The sequence below is a fragment of the Alicyclobacillus acidoterrestris genome (genome assembly GCF_022674245.1).
GTDB classification, from domain to species: domain Bacteria; phylum Bacillota; class Bacilli; order Alicyclobacillales; family Alicyclobacillaceae; genus Alicyclobacillus; species Alicyclobacillus acidoterrestris.
Genome location: NZ_CP080467.1, coordinates 3,586,767 through 3,607,124 on the forward strand (window position 1 = coordinate 3,586,767; position 20,358 = coordinate 3,607,124).

14 protein-coding genes and 1 pseudogene are annotated in these 20,358 nt (G+C 50.4%); 3 read left to right on the forward strand and 12 right to left on the reverse strand.

What is annotated here, in order from left to right; translation table 11 throughout:
• Positions 1-1,303 precede the first annotated feature (1,303 nt).
• Positions 1,304-2,706, forward strand: a pseudogene (locus tag K1I37_RS17705) (glutamate decarboxylase).
• 121 nt (positions 2,707-2,827) lie between these two features.
• Here K1I37_RS17705 and K1I37_RS17710 read toward each other — a convergent pair.
• The 11 genes from K1I37_RS17710 to K1I37_RS17760 form a co-directional block, all read right to left on the reverse strand.
• Complete coding sequence (locus tag K1I37_RS17710; RefSeq protein WP_021296525.1) at positions 2,828-4,189, reverse strand: APC family permease; 1,362 nt, start codon at positions 4,187-4,189, stop codon at positions 2,828-2,830.
• A 78-nt stretch (positions 4,190-4,267) separates the two neighbouring features.
• Positions 4,268-5,593, reverse strand: coding sequence for a 4-aminobutyrate--2-oxoglutarate transaminase (gabT, locus tag K1I37_RS17715; protein ID WP_021296526.1), 1,326 nt, complete (start codon positions 5,591-5,593; stop codon positions 4,268-4,270).
• A 73-nt stretch (positions 5,594-5,666) separates the two neighbouring features.
• Positions 5,667-6,491 carry a carbon-nitrogen hydrolase family protein gene (locus tag K1I37_RS17720; protein WP_242215935.1) on the reverse strand — a complete coding sequence of 275 codons (825 nt, stop codon included), beginning with the start codon at positions 6,489-6,491 and terminating at the stop codon, positions 5,667-5,669.
• Between the two features lie 67 nt (positions 6,492-6,558).
• Positions 6,559-7,212, reverse strand: a complete 654-nt coding sequence (locus K1I37_RS17725; protein WP_021296528.1) for a cyclase family protein — start codon at positions 7,210-7,212, stop codon at positions 6,559-6,561.
• A 5-nt stretch (positions 7,213-7,217) separates the two neighbouring features.
• Entirely contained in the window at positions 7,218-8,588 is a 1,371-nt protein-coding gene (locus K1I37_RS17730) for a purine-cytosine permease family protein (protein ID WP_021296529.1), read from the reverse strand.
• Positions 8,589-8,868: 280 nt separating this feature from the next.
• Positions 8,869-10,293 (reverse strand): sigma-54 interaction domain-containing protein, encoded by a 1,425-nt coding sequence (locus K1I37_RS17735; RefSeq protein ID WP_021296530.1) that lies wholly within the window; start codon positions 10,291-10,293, stop codon positions 8,869-8,871.
• A 312-nt stretch (positions 10,294-10,605) separates the two neighbouring features.
• Positions 10,606-12,081 (reverse strand): aldehyde dehydrogenase family protein, encoded by a 1,476-nt coding sequence (locus K1I37_RS17740; RefSeq protein ID WP_021296531.1) that lies wholly within the window; start codon positions 12,079-12,081, stop codon positions 10,606-10,608.
• Positions 12,074-13,060, reverse strand: coding sequence for an agmatinase (speB, locus tag K1I37_RS17745; protein WP_021296532.1), 987 nt, complete (start codon positions 13,058-13,060; stop codon positions 12,074-12,076). The genes K1I37_RS17740 and speB overlap by 8 nt, the downstream gene beginning before the upstream one ends.
• 311 nt (positions 13,061-13,371) lie before the next feature.
• The gene (alr, locus tag K1I37_RS17750; RefSeq protein WP_021296533.1) at positions 13,372-14,523 is read right to left on the reverse strand and encodes an alanine racemase; all 1,152 of its coding nucleotides are present in this window, start codon (positions 14,521-14,523) and stop codon (positions 13,372-13,374) included.
• A gap of 27 nt (positions 14,524-14,550) precedes the next feature.
• Positions 14,551-15,666 carry an alanine dehydrogenase gene (gene ald / locus K1I37_RS17755; protein ID WP_021296534.1) on the reverse strand — a complete coding sequence of 372 codons (1,116 nt, stop codon included), beginning with the start codon at positions 15,664-15,666 and terminating at the stop codon, positions 14,551-14,553.
• Between the two features lie 25 nt (positions 15,667-15,691).
• Positions 15,692-16,714 carry a dipeptidase gene (locus tag K1I37_RS17760; protein ID WP_021296535.1) on the reverse strand — a complete coding sequence of 341 codons (1,023 nt, stop codon included), beginning with the start codon at positions 16,712-16,714 and terminating at the stop codon, positions 15,692-15,694.
• A gap of 231 nt (positions 16,715-16,945) precedes the next feature.
• Here K1I37_RS17760 and K1I37_RS17765 point away from each other — a divergent pair, with 231 nt between their 5' ends.
• Together K1I37_RS17765 and K1I37_RS17770 are read left to right on the forward strand one after the other, a co-directional pair.
• The gene (locus K1I37_RS17765) at positions 16,946-18,328 is read left to right on the forward strand and encodes an APC family permease (protein ID WP_021296536.1); all 1,383 of its coding nucleotides are present in this window, start codon (positions 16,946-16,948) and stop codon (positions 18,326-18,328) included.
• A gap of 160 nt (positions 18,329-18,488) precedes the next feature.
• Positions 18,489-19,034 carry a helix-turn-helix domain-containing protein gene (locus tag K1I37_RS17770; RefSeq protein ID WP_021296537.1) on the forward strand — a complete coding sequence of 182 codons (546 nt, stop codon included), beginning with the start codon at positions 18,489-18,491 and terminating at the stop codon, positions 19,032-19,034.
• A gap of 80 nt (positions 19,035-19,114) precedes the next feature.
• On the opposite strand, the gene galE is transcribed toward K1I37_RS17770, so the two are convergent.
• A complete protein-coding gene (gene galE / locus K1I37_RS17775) occupies positions 19,115-20,146 on the reverse strand; it encodes a UDP-glucose 4-epimerase GalE (protein WP_021296538.1) in 1,032 nt (343 codons plus the stop codon).
• Positions 20,147-20,358 lie beyond the last annotated feature (212 nt).

A 20,358-nucleotide genomic window follows, 5' to 3' on the forward strand; every position in this document is an offset into this window, starting at 1 on the left:
GATTTGGGCCATTGGGTAACATAGAGTAGTTCGACACTGAAGTAGAAACATGTTTTTTGTGTATAAGGACAAACGCAAACCCATCGAATATTACACCAACATCAAAAATCCGAACCAATATATGCCCAAGAAACCACTTCAAGCGATTGGATTTGTATAGCAATTGTGGAGATACGGAGAGTTATTTGATATGCGCAAAATAAGCGGACATTTTTTGAACTGTTGTCGTTCAAAGTAACAAGACTGGCTCCCCAAACTGTTAAAAGTAATAAATTAGACCGCAACGGTATATACGTCGCGGTCTAGTTTTCACAAAGCTTCCATCTCTCCATCTACAAACGAGTGACCGCACTGATTACAGAACCATGTTTGCTTCCACTCTTCATACAATTTCGGCCACCGATTGGTGTTATACCTTAATCGACGAACGATGGTTGTCACTGGAACAATGGCGAACGCAAGAAAAGTAAGTCCGCCAGTATAAAGATTCTGATTCAACATAGCAAACGCTATAAGACACCAAACTATTGCGAAGAATGCGCTGCGGCGATAACCCAATTGCCTCGGCGGGGCCGTCGCTGACATTGTTCACTTCCACATTTCGGACAGTTCATCCTCTTTACCTCCGAAGTAGAGTATCCAACACCTTAACCCGGATTTCGACAATTTTGCAATTGAATCAACTGACAGGGACGGATACTCAAATAATTGGTAAATATGTTATCAGTCATAATGTAACCATGGTACGGCACCTGAGCGATGCACACAATCCCCTTCCCTAAACTGGGCTGTAAACTTTCCTTATGAACTAGAAAAGCTTTATGTAGAGGTTTGACTCATCTGCAGTGATAGGTGCTTTGCATGTTCAGGAAGACGAATCTCTAGTGGCGTGCATGACGAACCAGAATAGCGGATAACAAGAGGAGATTCCCGTACTAAGACGTCCCGTGTTCATTTTCCCAACGAAATCTATGAGACTGACTATCCCACAAAAGGAGGCAACACTCAAATCGAAACGAGTGTGTACTATACACTTTTCCGAGCATACTAATTTATTTCGTCCAGAAGGTGCTCCGTTTCGACTTATTCACTTCAGTCCACGAAAACAAAAATTATATAAAGTTAATCCTTGGAATGCCGAGATTTGTCGTATACATGATCCTACATTCCTAGGTTGTTCTGACACATCCCGCACGAATGAATCTGCTCATCCCACGCACACTAAAAACAACAAATTTTGGTACCCTCTGAGCGTCTTCGTTACTCGGGGTGCAAAAGAAGTTATCGGAGGAAGAAATCCAATATGCCACACTGGAACGCGCGCCACGCGCAATCGCTGCTACCTCATGAGTTATCTGTCAATCCGTTATTTTCCCGCGATGAAGATGAGTCTGTCCCACGATTTCACATGCGAGAAATGGGCATGTTGCCCGAAACCGCGTATCAAATCATCCACGACGAGCTCGCATTAGATGGGAATGCCCGCCTCAATCTTGCCACATTCGTGACCACGTGGATGGAGCCTGCTGCAGATCGCTTGTACACCGAATCAGCCGACAAGAACATGATTGATAAGGACGAGTATCCACAAACAGCGGCCATAGAGGAACGCTGCGTGCGCATTTTAGCCCACCTGTGGCACGCCCCGAATCCCGAGACGACGATAGGAGTTTCCACGACTGGCTCATCTGAAGCATGCATGCTAGCCGGTCTCGCGCTGAAACGACGCTGGCAGAACGCGCGGAAGAAAGCAGGAAAGTCCATTGATCGGCCCAACATCGTATTTAGCTCGGCGGTGCAAGTTGTATGGGAGAAATTTGCGAACTATTGGGAAGTGGAACCCCGGTATGTGAACATTACGCCAGATAAGCCCTATCTCCATCCCGACGGCGTTCTCTCCGCCGTCGACGAGAATACCATTGGCGTCGTGCCAATTCTCGGCGTCACGTACACCGGCCTGTATGAACCAGTCGCCACGATTGCACAAGCCCTAGACGATTTACAGTCACGAACGGGTCTGGATATTCCAATGCACGTCGATGCTGCTTCGGGTGGATTCGTCGCCCCATTCCTACAGCCAGACTTGATTTGGGACTTTCAATTACAAAGGGTCAAATCTATCAACGTCTCCGGGCACAAATACGGACTGGTGTACCCGGCCTTGGATGGGTCGTGTGGCGTGAAGCAGAAGACCTACCCGAAGAGCTTATTTTCCGCGTGTCCTATTTGGGCGGAAATATGCCGACTTTTGCCTTAAACTTCTCTCGCCCCGGTGCCCAAGTGCTTCTTCAGTATTACAATTTCCTGCGTTTAGGACGAAACGGCTACTACGCGGTGCAAAAGGCAAGCCAAGACGTAGCGCAATATCTAAGTCACGAAATTCAACAAATCGGGCCGTTTGAGTTGCTCACAGATGGACGTGACATTCCTGTATTCGCGTGGCGGCTAAAAGAGGGCTATACGGACAAATGGAATTTATATGACTTGTCTCGGCAACTGCGGACGTTTGGCTGGCAAGTGCCAGCGTACCCCATGCCCGCCAATATGAAGGACGTGACGGTGATGCGCGTGGTGGTTCGAAACGGATTCTCGAGAGATCTCGCTCAACTGTTCTTGATGAATCTCAAACAGGCGGTTCAGTACCTAGATTCATTGGATGGTCCAATGCCGCATGACACGAAGGAGAACAATGGATTTCATCATTGAGATGTGAAAATTAGAGGCCAGGACCCGTTACAACCAGTCCTGGCCAACCGGGTTCTGAAGGTAGCTGGATAGATTCCTAAGACCAACAAAATGTCCTCGGTGAACATCCGTCGCGGAACCGTTAACCGCCCAGTGTTTCATTCGCGCTGTCAAAGTGAATCTCAGGCGGCACTCGTCGAAATCCATGCGTGAGGAATATCAGATAGACAACGCCACACGCCAACCAAATCGCACCTAATATCAACGCGTTCTTGTCCAAATTGAGCCACAGCCACCCGTCGAACAAGAATCCAACCACGGGCATTGCCAAATAGAGTAAGAAGTCAAGCGGCTTCTTGCGTTTGCCTGCGCGGAAAAAGTAATGGGCGATGACGGAGACGTTGACAAACGCAAAGGCGCTGAACGCCCCAAAATTGATGAACGAAGTAGACGTCTCGACCGTCATGAACAGCGCCAACAAACCGACAATCCCCACCAACACAATATTGAAGTGTGGCGTCTGAAAGCGTCCATTGAGTCGGCCAAACACTTTCTTTGGCAGTACCCCATCGCGCCCCATGGCATACAACAGACGTGCGGCGCTCGACTGTGCAGAAATGCCAGAGGAAAATTGAGCGAGAATGAGACCAGCCGTGAAAATGGCGGTAAACAGGTGCCCACCTATCTGCATTGCGATTTCTGATGCTCCAGAATCGGCGTGCGCGAATTTCGTGTAATCCGGATACACCAGTTGTGTCACATAGGTTGCGATGATAAAGATGACGCCGCCGACGAGCGTGATCAAAAAGATAGCGCGTGGAACCGTTTTCTCGGGCCGTACGGTTTCCTCTGTCATGGTCGTCACCGCGTCGAATCCTAGAAACGAATACCCAGCGATGGCCGCCCCCGCTAATATCAGCGAAAAATGAAACTGATCGGAAATAAACGGTTTGGGCGAGACAATCGTCGCACTTCCCATTCCCCAAAGCACATCGTGCACACTCAACACCAAGAAAATTGCGATAACTAAGAACTGAAATGCCATCATCAAGACGTTGACATTCGTACTTATCCGAATACCGACGATGTTCAGGGCGGTCGTGACGAGAATGAATAAGACAATCCAAATCCAAGCAGGCACACCTGGAATCTCGGCAGAAAGATACACGCCGCCAATCAGCCAAATGACCATCGGGAGAAAGAAGTAGTCAAGCAGCGTCACCCATCCAATTAAAAAGCCGAGATGGGAACTCATACTCCTACGCACATACGTATAGGCCGACCCAGAGACCGGATATGCTTTCGCCATGCGTCCGTAACTATATGCGGTGAAGAGCATGGCAATCAAGGCGAGAATGTATGCATCCGTTGCCAAGCCGTGCGTCGTCTCGTCTTCTACACCAAAAGTACCAAACACAATCATAGGTGCCATGTACGCGAGGCCGAAAAGAATCAGTGGAAATAGCGTCAACGTCCGACGAAGCGTCACCTGGTCTTCTTTCATACAATCCTCCTTCAAAAGACGATGGCGACATCCCCAAGGAAAACCAGTCCCTGAGAATGCCGCAACCCACCGTTTCGTTTAACAAAATTCCGCTACAGCTTCCGTTATGGCCGATTCGAGGCGATCGAGTCCCGCATTTAACTCCTCATCCGTCATCACGAGTGGCCCCAATAGACGAATGACATTGCTGTAAACCCCCGCTTTGACCGTGATTAGCCGCTTCTCAAAGCACTTTTGGCTAATCTTCGCCACCAACTCAGGATACGGTTCTTTGCTTGCCCTATCCCGCACGAATTCCACGCCGACCATCGCGCCAAGGCCGCGAACATCCCCGATAAACGGAACCGTTTCCTGTAAACGGCGAAGCACATCAAAACTCCGTTCGCCAATGTGTTGGGCGCGAAGAGGGAGATTGTCGCGTTCCATAATTTCGATGACCTTCAGCGCAGCAGCAGCCGCAAGTGGATTTCCTCCGTACGTCCCGCCAAGTCCCCCAACCTCTGTCGAGTCGAGAATATCTGACCGGCCCACGACCGCGGAGATCGGCAGACCCGCGCCCATCGACTTCGCCATCGTGATGATATCCGGATCAAGCCCCTCGTAATGCTCCGTGGCAAACAATTTGCCTGTGCGCGCGAAGCCCGTCTGAATCTCATCGACAATGAAGACAATGCCATGCTCTGTACAGATATCGCGCAACGCTTGCATGAAGCGCGGTGGAGCCACCACAAAACCTCCCTCACCCTGTACAGGCTCGATAATCATCGCCGCTACGTCGTTGGCATCCACATACGTAGTAAATGCACGCTTGAGCGTCGCGATGGACTCATCAATAAATGCCTCAGCGGATTCGCCCTCCGGTTTTCGATAGAGATTCGGAAATGGCAAGCGGTAGACCTCTGGTACAAAAGGTCCGAATTTTGCCTTGTAGGGGTGAACCTTACTGGTGAGCGAAAGTCCGAGCGTCGTTCGTCCATGAAATGCGGACTCAAACGCGATGACGGCAGAGCGCCCCGTGTAGCTCTTTGCCACCTTGATAGCGTTCTCTACGGCCTCCGCGCCGCTATTGAGGAGTAGCGACTTTTTTTCGCCCGTGATTGGCGCAATTCTGCACAACTGTTCGACAAGTCGAAGATAAGGTTCGTTCAGCGTCACGTGAACACACGTGTGAAATAGTTTCTGAGCCTGTTGCGTAACGACTTCAACGATTTCCGGATGGGCGTTTCCTACATTGAGTACGCCGATGCCGCCGGCAAAATCCAAATACTCGTTGCCCTCTTCATCCCACATGCGAGCGCCCTTCGCGCGCGTGATGACGACTTTGTTCTGAACGCTAACACCCTTCGGAACGTACTGTGTGTGAAGTTGCAATAGGCCCTGCGAAGCGATGGTCTGGGTGTCCATCGTGATCCTCCTCTTTGTTCACATTTCGAGTTATACCAAGATTTCGATTTATTAATTTAGATAAATTAGTCAGTCAGAATAATGACGATTCGACCAGAGGCTTGTACGCATGCGGTTGTCTCCGCTTGACGTACTGCACACATTCGTCTAAATTCCTGCGCTCGTGCAGTGGTACATCTACGACGAATACGCCCGGTTCAGAGTCTGCTTGGAGCAACCACGAGGAATCCGGATGTACGACACACGATTCACCACAAAAATCAATCTCGTTTTCCATTCCTGTACGGTTTAGACATGCGACGAACATCGTGTTTTCCATAGCCCGAGCCCGTGCGTAAATACGGTGATACGATCCATATGGAACCATGTTCGCCGAGATATTGACGAGCAAATCTGCATCTTGCAAACCCGCCATCCGCGCCGATTCCGGGAATTCGATGTCGTAACAAATTTGGACGGCGATTTTGCCCCACGGACTTCGCCACACCGGCCACGACCGTCCCGCCACAAACGTCTTCCCCTCATCTCCAAACAAGTGAACCTTAGCGTAAGTCCCCACGACGCCGTCCGGCGAGATGACAGACGCTGCATTGGTCAACACAGGGCGCTTTGCCTCATCGGTAACACGCACTCGATACGACGGATGACCAACAATCAGCCACACATCACACGCTGCTGCCATGCTTTGCAACCGCACCAACCACCCGAGTTCCTCTTCGGCCGTTGGCACCGACGACCAGTGTTCAGGCAAATAGCCTGTGATAAACAACTCGGGGAAGACCACAAGATCGACTGAATTGTCTCGACAAGTACTCCGAACAATATCCTGCATGCGCGCCAATGTCGCTTCGACGTCCCCGAGTACGGGCGCATCCTGAACGAGGGCGAGCTTCATCATGTAACCCCCTCTCCGCCATATACACAGACACTGTCTCATGTGTACGCGTATGATGTTCAAACCAGATTTATTCCAACTGTATCGCGACCGCGCGCACGGGGCTCCCGTCACACCCGACGAGCTTGAGTGGAAATAGGCAGACGAGGGGCTGAGGGAAATTTATGGCGTCAAAATTCGTCAAGTTCTCGGCAATAATTCCTTGAACTGCTGCCACTGCATCATGAACGGGAAACTCGTCACCGCCAGTTGTGTCCATGTTGATACAATCGATACAGAAGGTCCGAACCCCTTTTGCCAACAGCGCTTCAATCACGTCAATATGCACATACGGATGGGAAAAATATTTATCGAATCCCGCATACCGGCTCCACCCTGTATGGAACAAAACAATGTCCCCAGGGCCCACGCACTCGACATACGCCTGTACTTCGTCGAGTGTAATCGGCTCCTTTTCCCGTTTTCCGAGAGCTGGAATGACCAGTCCGGTGCCAATGAAAAGAGACAGGTCAGACTCGTCGATCCGCTCGCCGGACGCAAGAAAGTGATACGGCGCATCCACATGTGAACCGCTCTGGGACCCAATGTGCACGTGATGTAAGTTGTACCCCTCGCGTTCGATGGTCGTGGCGACGGTGATGTGCGGTTTCGGATCACCAGGGTAAATCGGCGTGTCATCGGTCAAATTGAGCGATAAATCCACAAACTTCTTCGGTTTAAACAACGCAATCACTCCACGAGCGAGCCAACGACAGTATCCTCAATCGTTACTGTGACTCGCGATAATTTCATCAGCCCGTAATAGACTAAGGCAGTGAACAAGAAGGTAAACACCGTCGCGCCGGTTGGAAGTGCGTGCACATAGGTGAACACGTAGGCGAACACCGCGCCAAGCACATAAGCGAAATAGGAAATGTAGTTCACGCCACCGCGATACCAATACCTTTTCTTTTGGCCTGAAATGATATCTTCCGCGTCGTACTTTCCGCCTTTTAACAAGTAGTAGTCAACCAAGATGACCGCGCTAACGGGGATAAAGAGCGTACCTACCATCAGAATGAAATTCTCAAATTCATTCGTCAGCCAGCCCTTAAGCAATGCGCCAACGACGGCGACAACACCCATCACTAGGGTCGGCCAGAAAAACTTGACCCTCGGGAAAATAGCCAGAAAGGACATCGACGCACTATACAACGCCATGACATTCGTCGAGATGACCGAGAGGAAGATGACGATGCCAGCAACGAAGCCGAGCCCCGGGTTAATGCCGCCAATCAGCGACGTCGGATCATACGTTTGTGGCTGATGTGCCAGACGGGAAAAGCCCGATACAGCCGCGCCCAGCCCCATGGCGAGGACAGTGGCCACCGTGTAACCTATCCAACTGGCGACGATGCCCGTCCGCTGTGTCTTTGCGTTGCGATTGTAGTCGCAGGATGAGGTAATCCATGAGAAGGCGGTTGAGACCACAAGATCAAACCCCACCATCGTCGTGACAGTTGGGTGTTCGCTGACCGGCATGGTCGCCAAAGCAGCTAGGTGAAAGTGCACAAACATGTAGCTGAATACGACCACCGAGAGCAATAACATCAGCACGGCTACGATATTCTCGGCTCGTTCAATACCGCGATGTCCGTACAGTGTGATAATGAGCACGACGATTTCTGTGAAAATCACGAATAGATTGATGTTGCTATAACCCGTCACGTAATGTACCGCGTTGTTGAGACTCAAGCCCCCCATGTATGCCTGAATCCACGACCACCCTATCAATACGAGGGTGTTCACCGCCGACGGTAAGACTGCTCCGCGATGCCCAAATGCGCCACGCGAGAGAATCATGGTCGGCAGGCCCGTGCGCGTCCCGATATTCCCTGTGAGGACAATCGGTATCCCGCCGATGACGGAGCCAACCAAAACGATGAGCATCGCTCGCCAGAAGTGCAGATCAGGCACCAAGAGCATTCCTGTGAAGACCGTGGTGACGACGACGTTCGCGCCAATCCACAGGGAGAACGTAGAAAAGAAATTCATCGACCTATCCGCCTGCGGGACGGGAGCAATGCGGTCGTAAGAAACGCCACTATCTCGCCCACTCATATACAACTCCCCCTAGTCTGAACACGTTCACATTCATTCACGCAAGAACCGTGCCAAATCTGCGATGTGGGGAAATGAAGGCGATTTCCACGGAGTCGAACGAAAAAACACATAAATCCAACTATTCTGTATTCATTTTTGAATTGATGCCCGCGTTCACTGGCCGACCAGACGCATGCAGCTTACGACCGTCACGTCGATAATGGCTATACGGGTGTGAATGTGGTTATTCAACTATGCATAATCAACTGTTTCGATACGGAAGCCATAGAAGTGCGGGTTAGACCGAGAAGTATTTCTGCAATTTGCGAACGATGGTGGGCTGACTCACCCCTAGATGCATGGCCATCTGCGTCGTCGTCGAGTACTTTTGACGCGCATCTTGCAAGATGCGTTTCTCGTATGCGGCTAACATATCCGGCAAAGACATTTTATCCATCACTGCCGTAGACGTATCCCCGGCGCGCTGGATGGCGATGGGTAGATCGGACAATTCAATGAAGTGACCGGGTGCGAGAACGACTGCTCGCTCGACAACGTGCTCCAACTCCCGGATATTCCCGGGCCAATGGTAGCTCAGGAAACGCTGCATGACGTCCTTCCCCAACGCCCTATCCAATCCGTGACGCAAATACATTTGATGCAAAAAGTGCATCACGAGCTCCACAATATCACTGGGCCGCTCCCGCAGTGGTGGAATCAACATCTCAACGGTATTGATGCGGTAATACAAATCTTCGCGGAACTTCCCCTCCTGGACCATGCTCGACATATCTCGATTGGTCGCGCAAACGAGGCGAAAGTTTGAGTGCACAGGTTTTGTTCCACCCACCTTGCGAAATTGTTTGTCCTCTAATACTTTTAAGAACTTTACCTGAAGTGCAAGTGGCAACTCGCCAACCTCGTCCAAAAACAGCGTCCCGTCGTGCGCGAGCTCAATTAACCCAACCTTGCCGGACTTGGCCGCTCCAGTGAACGCACCCGGTTCATACCCAAATAACTCAGATTCAATGAGGTGTGCCGGGATGGCCCCACAATTCACTTCAATGAATGGTCCGGACTTTCTATCACTTTGCCGATGGACCAGCTTGGCAAACGCGCTTTTTCCGACGCCAGATTCTCCAAGCAAAAGAACGGGTACGTCGTGCCTCGCGATGCGTGAAATCGACTCCGTCAATTGTTTCATACAATCACTTGCGATGAGCAAATCACACATCTCCCTATCCCGACCCCGCAATTGCTCCAATTCACGCCGAACCCGCGACATTTCCTCTTGCATCTCTGATAGGTGTGCGCGTAGCTCGAGGAGTTCCGTAACATCGTGTGAGTAGGAGACAATCCTTCGAATCTCCCCCTCCTCGCCAAACACAGGAACGCCGGTTACGAGCATTTTCTTATCATCCATTGTGGTCTGAAGCAAAACCTGACGGGTCCTTGTTTCGATGACTTTGCGCGTCACAGAGGGTTGAAAAATCTGGCTCTTCTCTAGTTCGATCACGGATTTTCCTACCAGTTCTTCTGGGGGAATGCGATAGGAGTTGGCGAATGATTGCGAAACACTGAGCACGATGCCGTCCCCATCTGTAATCAAAATGTCATCCAATGACGAATTGAGAATTAGTTGTAAATCCTCATTCGCCTGCTCCCAGTGTTCCACCGACTTCGTCGCCATCGGCTTAGATGACAATTTGTTCACTTCCCGCATGGCAGGTCATTCCTCCAATCGAACCAAATTTGTCACGCAAAAGCGCCACTCCCTTGACACCACGGATAGGCGAATACGACTTCGTCCACGAATACGACTTCGCCCAGGTTGGACACCTGGGCGAAGAACGCGAACATCCGGCGTACACGCACCAAAAGCGCATGTCGTATTACGCAGGAAGGCATTTGATTCGAGAAACGACTGAATGATAAGAATCAACGGACAATTCTAGATACGAAAATTCTATTGACGCACTGTTCCGCTGTCAAGAGAAATCCATCACAAGCGCAGCACCCGCCATTGAAGCGAAATCTATCTGACGGTATGCCCGCGTTCCACGAACCATCCCACTTTCGAAGGCACTGGATGAATATTCATGTGTTTTGGCTCCATAAAGCCTATCAGTCCTTCCGGTCCTAATTCACGACCTATACCGCTTTGCTTGAACCCGCCCCAAGGTGCTTCAACATGCGGAGTGTGATAGCCATTCAGCCATACAGTTCCAGCTCGCAAAGACCTCGCGATGCGTTCGGCGCGAGCGAGATGGTTCGTGATGACACCAGCCGCCAAGCCATATTTCGTATCGTTCGCTAGCCGTATGGCATCGGCTTCCTCGGCGAATGGTTGAATGGTAATGACCGGACCAAACACTTCCTCTTGTACAATCTCCATATCCTGGCGAACGTCCACGAAAACAGTCGGCTCGAGGAACAGCGGACCTATGTCAGCCTTGACCTTCCCACCACACAACAGCGTCGCCCCTGCACATTGGGCGTTTCGAATAAATCTGTTGATGTTCTCAAGGTGCTCAACACTCACGACAGGGCCGAGCTCTGTGGTTGGATGGAATGGATCCCCCAATTTAAGGCCCGTCGCCCTCCGCCTGAACTTCTCGGTGAATTCCTTATATATCGCCTCGTGAACCAAGAGTCGAGAGGATGCGACACAAACCTGTCCTTGGTTGAAAAAGGCTCCGAACAACGCAATATCTACCGAAATGTCGATGTCCACGTCGTCAAACACAAGTAACGGGGACTTTCCACCCAACTCCAAAGAGATGCGTTTGAGCCCTTCGGCGCAAGCTGCGTAAATGTGTTTGCCCGTCTTGGCACCGCCTGTGAAGGAAATTTTGTCCACGTCCGGGTGCCTGACGATTTCTTCCCCCACCTGACCATCACCAAGCACAATGTTGAACACACCATTAGGAACGCCACTTGCGTGTGCCAAAGTGCCAAGCTTCAGCGCAGTCAATGGCGTTAACTCCGCCGGCTTAAAGACGACCGTGTTTCCTGCCGCCAAAGCCGGAGCGAGTTTCCAGACGCCCAGTAAAAGTGGGAAGTTCCAAGGGACAATCAACCCACACACCCCGACGGGCTCGTATACCACAACACTTTTCGATCCGTCCCACATATCTTTCTGCCACGGCTCTTTAGAGGCAATCAAGTCGGCATAGTAACGGAAACAGGATACGGAATCTGCCACATCCAATTCCGACTCCCGAAGGGGTTTGCCTGTGTTTTGTGTCTCCAAGTGCGCAAACTCGTCTGCAGCCGTTTCGAGTGCATCCGCCAGTTTGCGTAAAACTTGAACGCGAAGCGCCGTATCCGTCGCCCAATTCGTTTGATGAAACGCACGCTGCGCCGCCATGACGGCCTCGTCTACTTGTGTCGCATCGGCATCCCGAATCCGGGCAATCTCTTCACCCGTCGCGGGATTACGCAAGGGGCGGACCGAGGCCGCACCTTCAATCCACGCTCCATCAATCAGTAGTTGAAGATATTCAGCCAATGTGAATCTCCTTTAGCTGCTCCAGTTTTTTACTTGCCTCACGTTTTTGCAATGCCAACAATGTGATAAACTCGTAAATCACATTAGCTGCGGCCGCCGCGGTGATTTGCCCATGATCATAAGAGGGAAGCACCTCAACCAAATCGAAGCCGACAAATTGAATTCCGGTGAGTCCACGCACCAGTGTGAGTGCATCGTCAATGCTCACACCTGCCACTTCCGGTGTACCTGTGCCTGGCGCATAGCTCGGGTCTAAGAAATCGATATCAAAGGTAAGAAAAGCTGGACCCTGACCTACGCGTTCATGAATCAATTTCAGGGTTTCATCCACACCCATGCGCTTGAACTGGTTCGTCGAATAGACCGCAAAGCCCAATCGCCGCGCATCGTCCAAATCATCAGGCGAATAAAGCGCGCCGCGCATCCCTACCTGAATCGACCTTGAAACGTCGAGCAATCCCTCCTCAAGTGCCCGCCGGAATGGCGTACCATGGTTATACTTTTGTCCAAAATAACTGTCCCAGGTATCTGAGTGGGCATCAAAGTGAACCAGCGCAACCGGGCCGTGTTTCCGGGCAACCGCACGAAGTTCCCCTAATGTAATGGCGTGATCGCCTCCTAGACAAATCGGTACAATCCCCCGCTCCAACACAGGGCCCAGGGTCTCGACAATCTTGTCATAAGTGAGCTGAATATACCCAGGAATAACAGGTACATCGCCATAATCGACACCAGAAACATAGTCGAATACATTGATATCCTGTTCGACGTTGTACGGACGAAGAAGAATGGAGAAGTCGCGGATGGCTTCGGGCCCAAATCGCTGCCCTGTGCGAAACGATGCACCGGAATCAAACGGAATACCAGCAATCACAAAATCCATGTCATCATCGAGGTGTTCTACATATGGAAGCCGAGCGAACGTGCGAGGTCCGCAAAAACGTGGGGATTGAAACGAGTCCTTCGGTTGATAACGCATGCGATGTACCCCCTGCATTCAATGTCTGACGTACCTACCCATTTTCTAAGCAATTTTCATGCCATCATCGCCAGGGGTACTTCGCGGAGTGCACTCCCTTGTACATCGCAATTGAAATTACGAGCACGCATGCGCATATGCACACGTCCCGCAAGTAGAGGATTTAGAGAACGCTATGCACTTTTGAATAACGAGGTTCCAGAAGATGAACCCAATGGACTATGCAAAATTGAATAGTTATGCAATTGTGTATACATGATTCCGAGTGGGCCATTGCACGTTCGCTATCCTGGGTGCATCCCAGTGAGGACTCAGTCGTCCTCGACATACCTTCTAGGAACGCGGGGTGAAATAGAGCATAAAAGTTCATATGGAATCGTCTGCGCCAAATCTGCAAGTTCAGGAAGTGTCTGCTCGTCGTATATCGTGACGACTTCGCCAGCCTCAACGCCATCCACTTGACTAACATCTATCATCGTCTGATCCATACAAATCATCCCTACAATGGGGCACTTGACTCCCCGCACGACTGCATAACCCCGATTGGATAAAGAACGATGATACCCGTCTGCATATCCGACAGGCAACGTAGCCACTTTCATAGTTTGCTTGGTGATAAACGTCCTACCATAACTGACGGAAGTTCCAGGGGGAAGAACTTTACAATAGGCTATTCGGGTGTACATCGTTAGGGTCTGTCGTAAAGTTATCCGATCCCGGTTGACCTCTGATGAAGGATACACGCCGTACAAACTAATACCTAGTCGCACCATGTTTAAATAACTTTCCGGGAATTGAAGAATTGCTGCAGAATTTGCTGCATGAAGAATCAATGATTCAGCGGTGTTGAGATGCATTGTGTTTCGGAGTGCATAAAATAGTTCACTCGCCTGTTGCAATTGCTGCATCGTGTACGTTTTTTCTGCTGAATCCGCCTGTGCGAAATGCGTAAAAGCACCATCAATATAGATACTGGGATGAGCGGATATCGCTTCAACTTCCATCGCCAGTTCATCGGCGGTACGTACGCCCAGTCTTCCCATACCTGTGTCTAGTTTGAGATGAACATGTAAGTCAATCATTTGCCCACGTGGAAACTTTGCGACAAGTTCCTTCGCATGTTGTAATCCAACGACAGTCAACACAATCCTCTGCCGGGCGGCGACGATTGCGTACTCCCCGGATACATACCCCAGCACAAGTATGGGCAGTTCGATTCCAGCCCTTCGCAGCGCGATAGCCTCGTCTAATGTGGCGACGCCAAGGTAATTTGCCCCCGCCTCAATGGCAGCCTTTACGACTGGAGACGCACCATGTCCATATGCATTCGCCTTGACGACCGCCATAATCATAATATCAGGCCCCACACACGCACGTACGGCACGAACATTATGCCTGATGGCATCAAGGTTCACCTCTGCCCAGGTGTCGCGATAATGCTGTTCCTTCGTAAGATGGATCATGGTGCAATCCCCTTCCTCATCGCTTCGTCAAGAAATCATAGATGTGACGTCAGCAAATGGCATCGAAAGTGCCGTCGCAACAGAGGGATGCGTGATGTAACCCGCGACCGTGTTGACACCAGGACGAAGTGCAGCGTTGTCGTGCGCAGCTTTCATCCAACCATCCCTTGCAATCTGTAGCGCATATGGCAATGTTGCGTTCGTAAGTGCCAATGTGGATGACCGTGCCACAGCACCGGGTATATTCGCTACGGCATAGTGAATCACGCCATACTTCGTGTAAACAGGGTCTTCGTGGGTTGTGATTTTATCAATGGTCTCAACCGATCCCCCTTGGTCGATAGCGACATCAACAATCACAGCCCCCTCCTTCATCGCCTGCACCATTGCTGTCGTTACCAATTTCGGCGCTTTCGCACCCGGAATTAGAACAGAGCTAATCAACAGATCTGCAGTTTGAGCGGACGTAGCAATCTCGTCCTCGGTGGAGACAACTGTTTCTACTCGGCCATCGAATAAATCATCCAGGTACGCTAGGCGGTCGGCGCTCTTATCTAGAATCGTCACATGCGCCCCCATACCCACTGCAATTTTCGCTGCATTGGTACCAACGGTCCCGCCACCAATGATGACGACGTTCGCGGCACGCACGCCAGGGACGCCACCAAGCAGCACACCTGGTCCACCATAGTGATTCGTCAAAAACTGCGCTCCAATTTGCGGCGCCATGCGCCCAGCAATTTCACTCATTGGCGCCAACAGAGGCAAACTGCCATTTGCCGCTTGAACGGTCTCATAGCCAATCCCTACAGTTTCCTTCTCTACGAGTTGGCGCGCTAGCTCAGGTTCTGCAGCAAGGTGCAGGTAGGTAAACAAGATTAAATCCTTTCGAAAAAAGCGATACTCTGTCGGCTGTGGTTCCTTGACCTTCATCACCATATTCGATTCCATCCAGGCCGCTTCGTGCGAAACTAAAGTTGCACCAGCCTGTGCGTATTCCTCATCGCGAAATCCACAACCACTACCGGCACCCCGTTCAACCAACACGCGATGCCCCTGTTGCACGAGGAGTTTTGCGCCCCCAGGCGTCAGCGAAACACGGTTTTCATTGTTTTTAATTTCTTTCGGTACACCAATAATCATGGTAGTCCCTCCTAATTCTTCAGTCTCAACCCAATATCCGCAATGCATTGTAGTAGGCCACCTGCGTGATTTCCTGTTCAGAAAATCCACGTACAATCAACCTGTTTAAAAGCCCCGGGACATCTTCGACGCGCCACAATCCCTCAGTCCGTTCCGGAAACCCGTAGATATTCGGCAAGTAGTCCATGAAATCAAAGCCAAAAGCAACATGCTCGATGCCAATTAAATTTGCAATGTAGACGAGGTGATCGATAAATCTATCCATGTCCGCCTTGTCCTCATCAATAAACTTCGCGTACGAGTTCAACCCAACAATCCCATGTCTACGGCCGATTTCTCTCAAATGACAGTCTGAAAGATTACGTGGATGGTCGCAAAGCGCACGGGCGTTCGAATGCGAAGCTATAACGATACCCGGAGCGGCATCTAGTACCTCCTCTGTCGAAAGCTCGTCAAGATGGGACACATCAATCAGAATTTTGCTTTCCGCTAGACGTTCCACTACTTTTCGCCCAAACGTCGTTAATCCCATGCATCCGGCGGGATCGAAAAAAGTTCCGGGTCCACTCGCGATTGCATTCTGTTCGCCCCAGACCAAAATGGCGTGACGCAAACCTACTTGGCGTAAGATGCCCATCGATAATGCAAATTGTTCTTTCAGAGCCTCTTCTTCGTCCCTATACTGTGTCCCCTGGAGCCACCACTGTTCTACGAATGTCATCCCCTCGACACCAAGAACAACAGCAACCTTACCAGCCGCTACCACATTTTGAAGCGACTTTTGGTCTTTCACGAGTTCCACGCAATCGCAACATTCATGAAAATCGGCCAGCAGCGCTCCAAGAAGTTCAATCAGTCGATGTGCGCTCCGTTGCCGATGCTCAGGTTCTACCCAGAGTACAAACACGACAGCTTTCACACCGCTCGCCCGCAAACGCGGATAATGGTGGGTTCGGAAAACGTTATGCTCACCCTGGGCCCTTCTACGTGCAATATCCGTGGGAATATCCGAGTGCAAATCGAAAACAGGCGTCATTTGATCACGCACACACCGCCCACCTTTCTATTGGCTCATTATAGAAGTGCACAACACATATATCAATATACTTAAATTATTGCAAATGAATTTTATTATAAAGAAATTCAAACAGGTTGTCCGTTGACACGGATCACCTGATAAATATAATGAATCATATATTCAGAAATTATAGTATATTGAATCGAACAGACCTGAATCGTTTACTTACATCGTCATGAAACAGATGAAGGAGGGAATTTCGTGCATACCGAAAAACACACTCAAGGAGAGTTCAAGCAAGTATTAAGTATGAAACAAGTCGTTGCCATTGCTATCGCAGCCATTTCCCCAACAACCTCGGTTTTCCTGGTATATGGAGAAGGGCTGTCATCAGCGGGGACTGGCGTCTTTTGGGCATTTGTCATCGGCGCCTGTATTGCCATCTCGATGGCGTTCTGCTACGCGGAATTGGGTTCGGTTTTCCCAGGGGCCGGCGGTGCATATACAATTGTGCGCCGCGCATTAGGTAAACCATTTGGCTTTATTGCAGCACTCCTATTTCTCGTACTTGGTGTCGTAGTGACTGCAAGTATTCTCGTATCCTCGGCGACATATTTGAACTCACTTGTTCCACAAATCCCAGTCAACTGGGCCGCAGTTGTCATGATGGGCATTGTCACCTGGTTTTCCCTCGAACGCATTGGTGCGGCCAGTTGGGTCGCAATGGCGATGCTCATCATCGAACTGGCCGTCATTTTTGCATTCATTGTGATTACATTCGTCGGAGCACGCCACTCCGTATCGTTTATCTTTCATCCAACCACAGTGAATGCGCAGGGCCACCTGATCAACACAGGCATGGCCGGATTACTTGCAGCTGTAGTTCCCGCGCTCTTCGCATTCAATGGCTACGACTGGCCGCTTTACTTTGCTGAGGAAACGCATGAGCCGAAGCGCGTGCTACCACGTGCAGTCATGGTCGCCGTGATTGCCTCTGTCGTCACCGAATTGTTAGGTGTCATCTCATCTACGCTCGCCATGCCCAGCCTCTCCGAGGCCATGAAATCAAGTGCCCCGTTAACCTATATTGCACAATCCAGTGCTGGTCATATTGGTGCTACCATCTTAATTATCGGTGTTGTCATTGCGATGTTTGACACCGGCCTAAGCGGCAATCTTGCTTATGCCCGGATTTATTTAGACACAGCTAGGCAAGACAATTGGCCGGGGCCTATCAACCGCTTTTTTGGAAGTATGAATCGCCACAATGTCCCAAAGTGGGGATTCGTTTTTCTTGGCATCGGCAACGCAATTTTGTGTTACTTCACTTCATTGAACAACTTGATTACGTTCACTGGTGTGATTATCGTCGTCATCTACTTACTCATTGCCACTTCGGCGTTGATTCATCGATATAAAAACCGCTCGGCCGACCGTCCGTTCCGCATGCCACTCTGGCCGATTCCACCTGTTATCGCCATCATCGGTGTGATTCTCGCACTCACACAACAAGGGCTCGGTGACTTACTCAAAACAGCTATCATCATCGCCATCGCCGTCATTTACTGGTTCGCGTATCTGCGGTTGAAGAAAGATGGCGTAGCCTCCACCACTGACAAAACAGCCACGGTGATTCGTCACTAATCTGTTCATTATCCTGAAAACCCATATCCTCCTCCAGAAAAATGAGTACTTCTGCAAGGACCGTTGTACTCATTTTTCTCTCCCCCCAACCTGTTAAATATTTGCTATACTTTTATCACACACTATTTTGCTGTCTACATTGAAGGGAATCGAGCACTCCATGGAGTTTGACTACATAAAACTGCGAGACGTCCGACAGAAAAAAGGACTCACTATCAAGGATTTAGCAGAAGCATGCGGCGTTAGTCAAAGCCTCATCAGTCAGGTTGAACGTGGAAAGGTCACGCCAACACTCACGGTTTTTTGGAGAATATGTCAAAAGCTCGACATCCCTATGCATTATTTTTTCGAGAACCAGAAAGATGAAAGCATGGTTGTGCGCAAAGAACAGCGAAAAATCATCCAAATTTCCAATTCCAACGTTCGGTATCAGCTGTTGAGCCCAAACCTACAAGGTCAGATAGAATTCCTAATCGTTGAGATTGAGCCCGGTACGATTCATGATCCGGAGGGAATGGTCAGCCACGCAGGCGAAGAATGTGGGTTAGTTCTTGAAGGTGAACTTGACATACGACTTGGAAATCAGGAAATTCATCTCAATGAAGGGGACAGCATCTGTTTCCCGTCCTCAACCCCTCATCGCTTTCGTAACCCTGGACAAAAAACCTGCAGATCTGTGTGGGCGATGACGCCACCCAGTTTTTAAACCTAGGGATGGAAAGAGCCGACATCAAATGGATCTCGCCCATTTTGACATCGACTCCTGAGTACATATGATGTTACGAATCACAAACCCGCTTCGGCTTCTCCCGCGAACCCATTCGGGTTCTTTAATTGCCAGTTCCAAGCATCGGCACACATCTGCACGAGATTATACTTCGCCCGCCAGCCTAACTCGCGCTGCGCCTTGGATACATCCGCATAACTCACCGGTGCATCACCCGGCCGACGCGGGCCAATGCGCCGCGGAATCTTGACACCAGACGCCTCTTCGAAGGCGTGAACCACTTCAAGCACACTGCTTCCAACACCCGTACCGAGATTGTAAATTTCGAAGCCGGGCTTGTCCACGAGACTTTCCAGGGCTTTGACATGGCCTTCGGCGAGATCCATCACGTGGATGTAATCGCGAATGCACGTTCCATCTGGCGTCGGGTAATCGTCGCCGTGAATCGTCAACTCCGGCAATCGGCCAATCGCCACCTGCGTGACATACGGGAGCAAGTTGCTCGGAACCCCGTTCGGGTCTTCGCCAATCAGCCCACTTTCATGCGCCCCGACTGGATTGAAATAGCGCAGTGCCGCCACACGCCAGGCGCTGTCCGCCTCGCAGAGATCTCGTAATACCTGCTCCAGCATCACTTTGGTCTGCCCGTATGGATTGATGGCCGCAACGGGCATGTCCTCCGTAAATGGAACATCATCACTCGTTCCGTACACAGTCGCCGACGAACTGAATACCATTTTGGTGACGCCAAATTTCTGCATCACCTCACACAAAATGACCGTCCCCGTAAAATTGTTGTGATAATATTTCAGCGGCTGTGAAACGGACTCCCCGACAGCCTTATACCCCGCAAAGTGGATGACGGCATCCAGCTTTTCCCGGGCAAATACGTCCTCGACCTCGAATTGATTCAACAAATCGACATTGTATATTGCAAAGTCCTTGCCACAAATCTCTGCAACGCGGCGAAGAGACTCCGGTTTACTATTCGCAAAGCTGTCCAACACGACGATATCGTGTCCAGCGTCCAACAACGCAACACAGGTATGACTGCCAATATACCCAGCTCCACCCGTGATCAAAACTTTCATCGACGTCGCCTCGTTTCCTTCATGCGCAATTTGATACGCTATACACTTTATAACATAGGAGACGCACGCGTGGGGAATTTTGGGCCATGGATTCACTAAGCAAAGGTCGTGATCGTTGGAAACAGTCGCGCAAAAGTGGGGCTTCTGTCCGTTGCAGCACAGTTGTCTTCGCTGGAACAGCGCACGTATTGTGCCTGATGCGCACCTGAGCT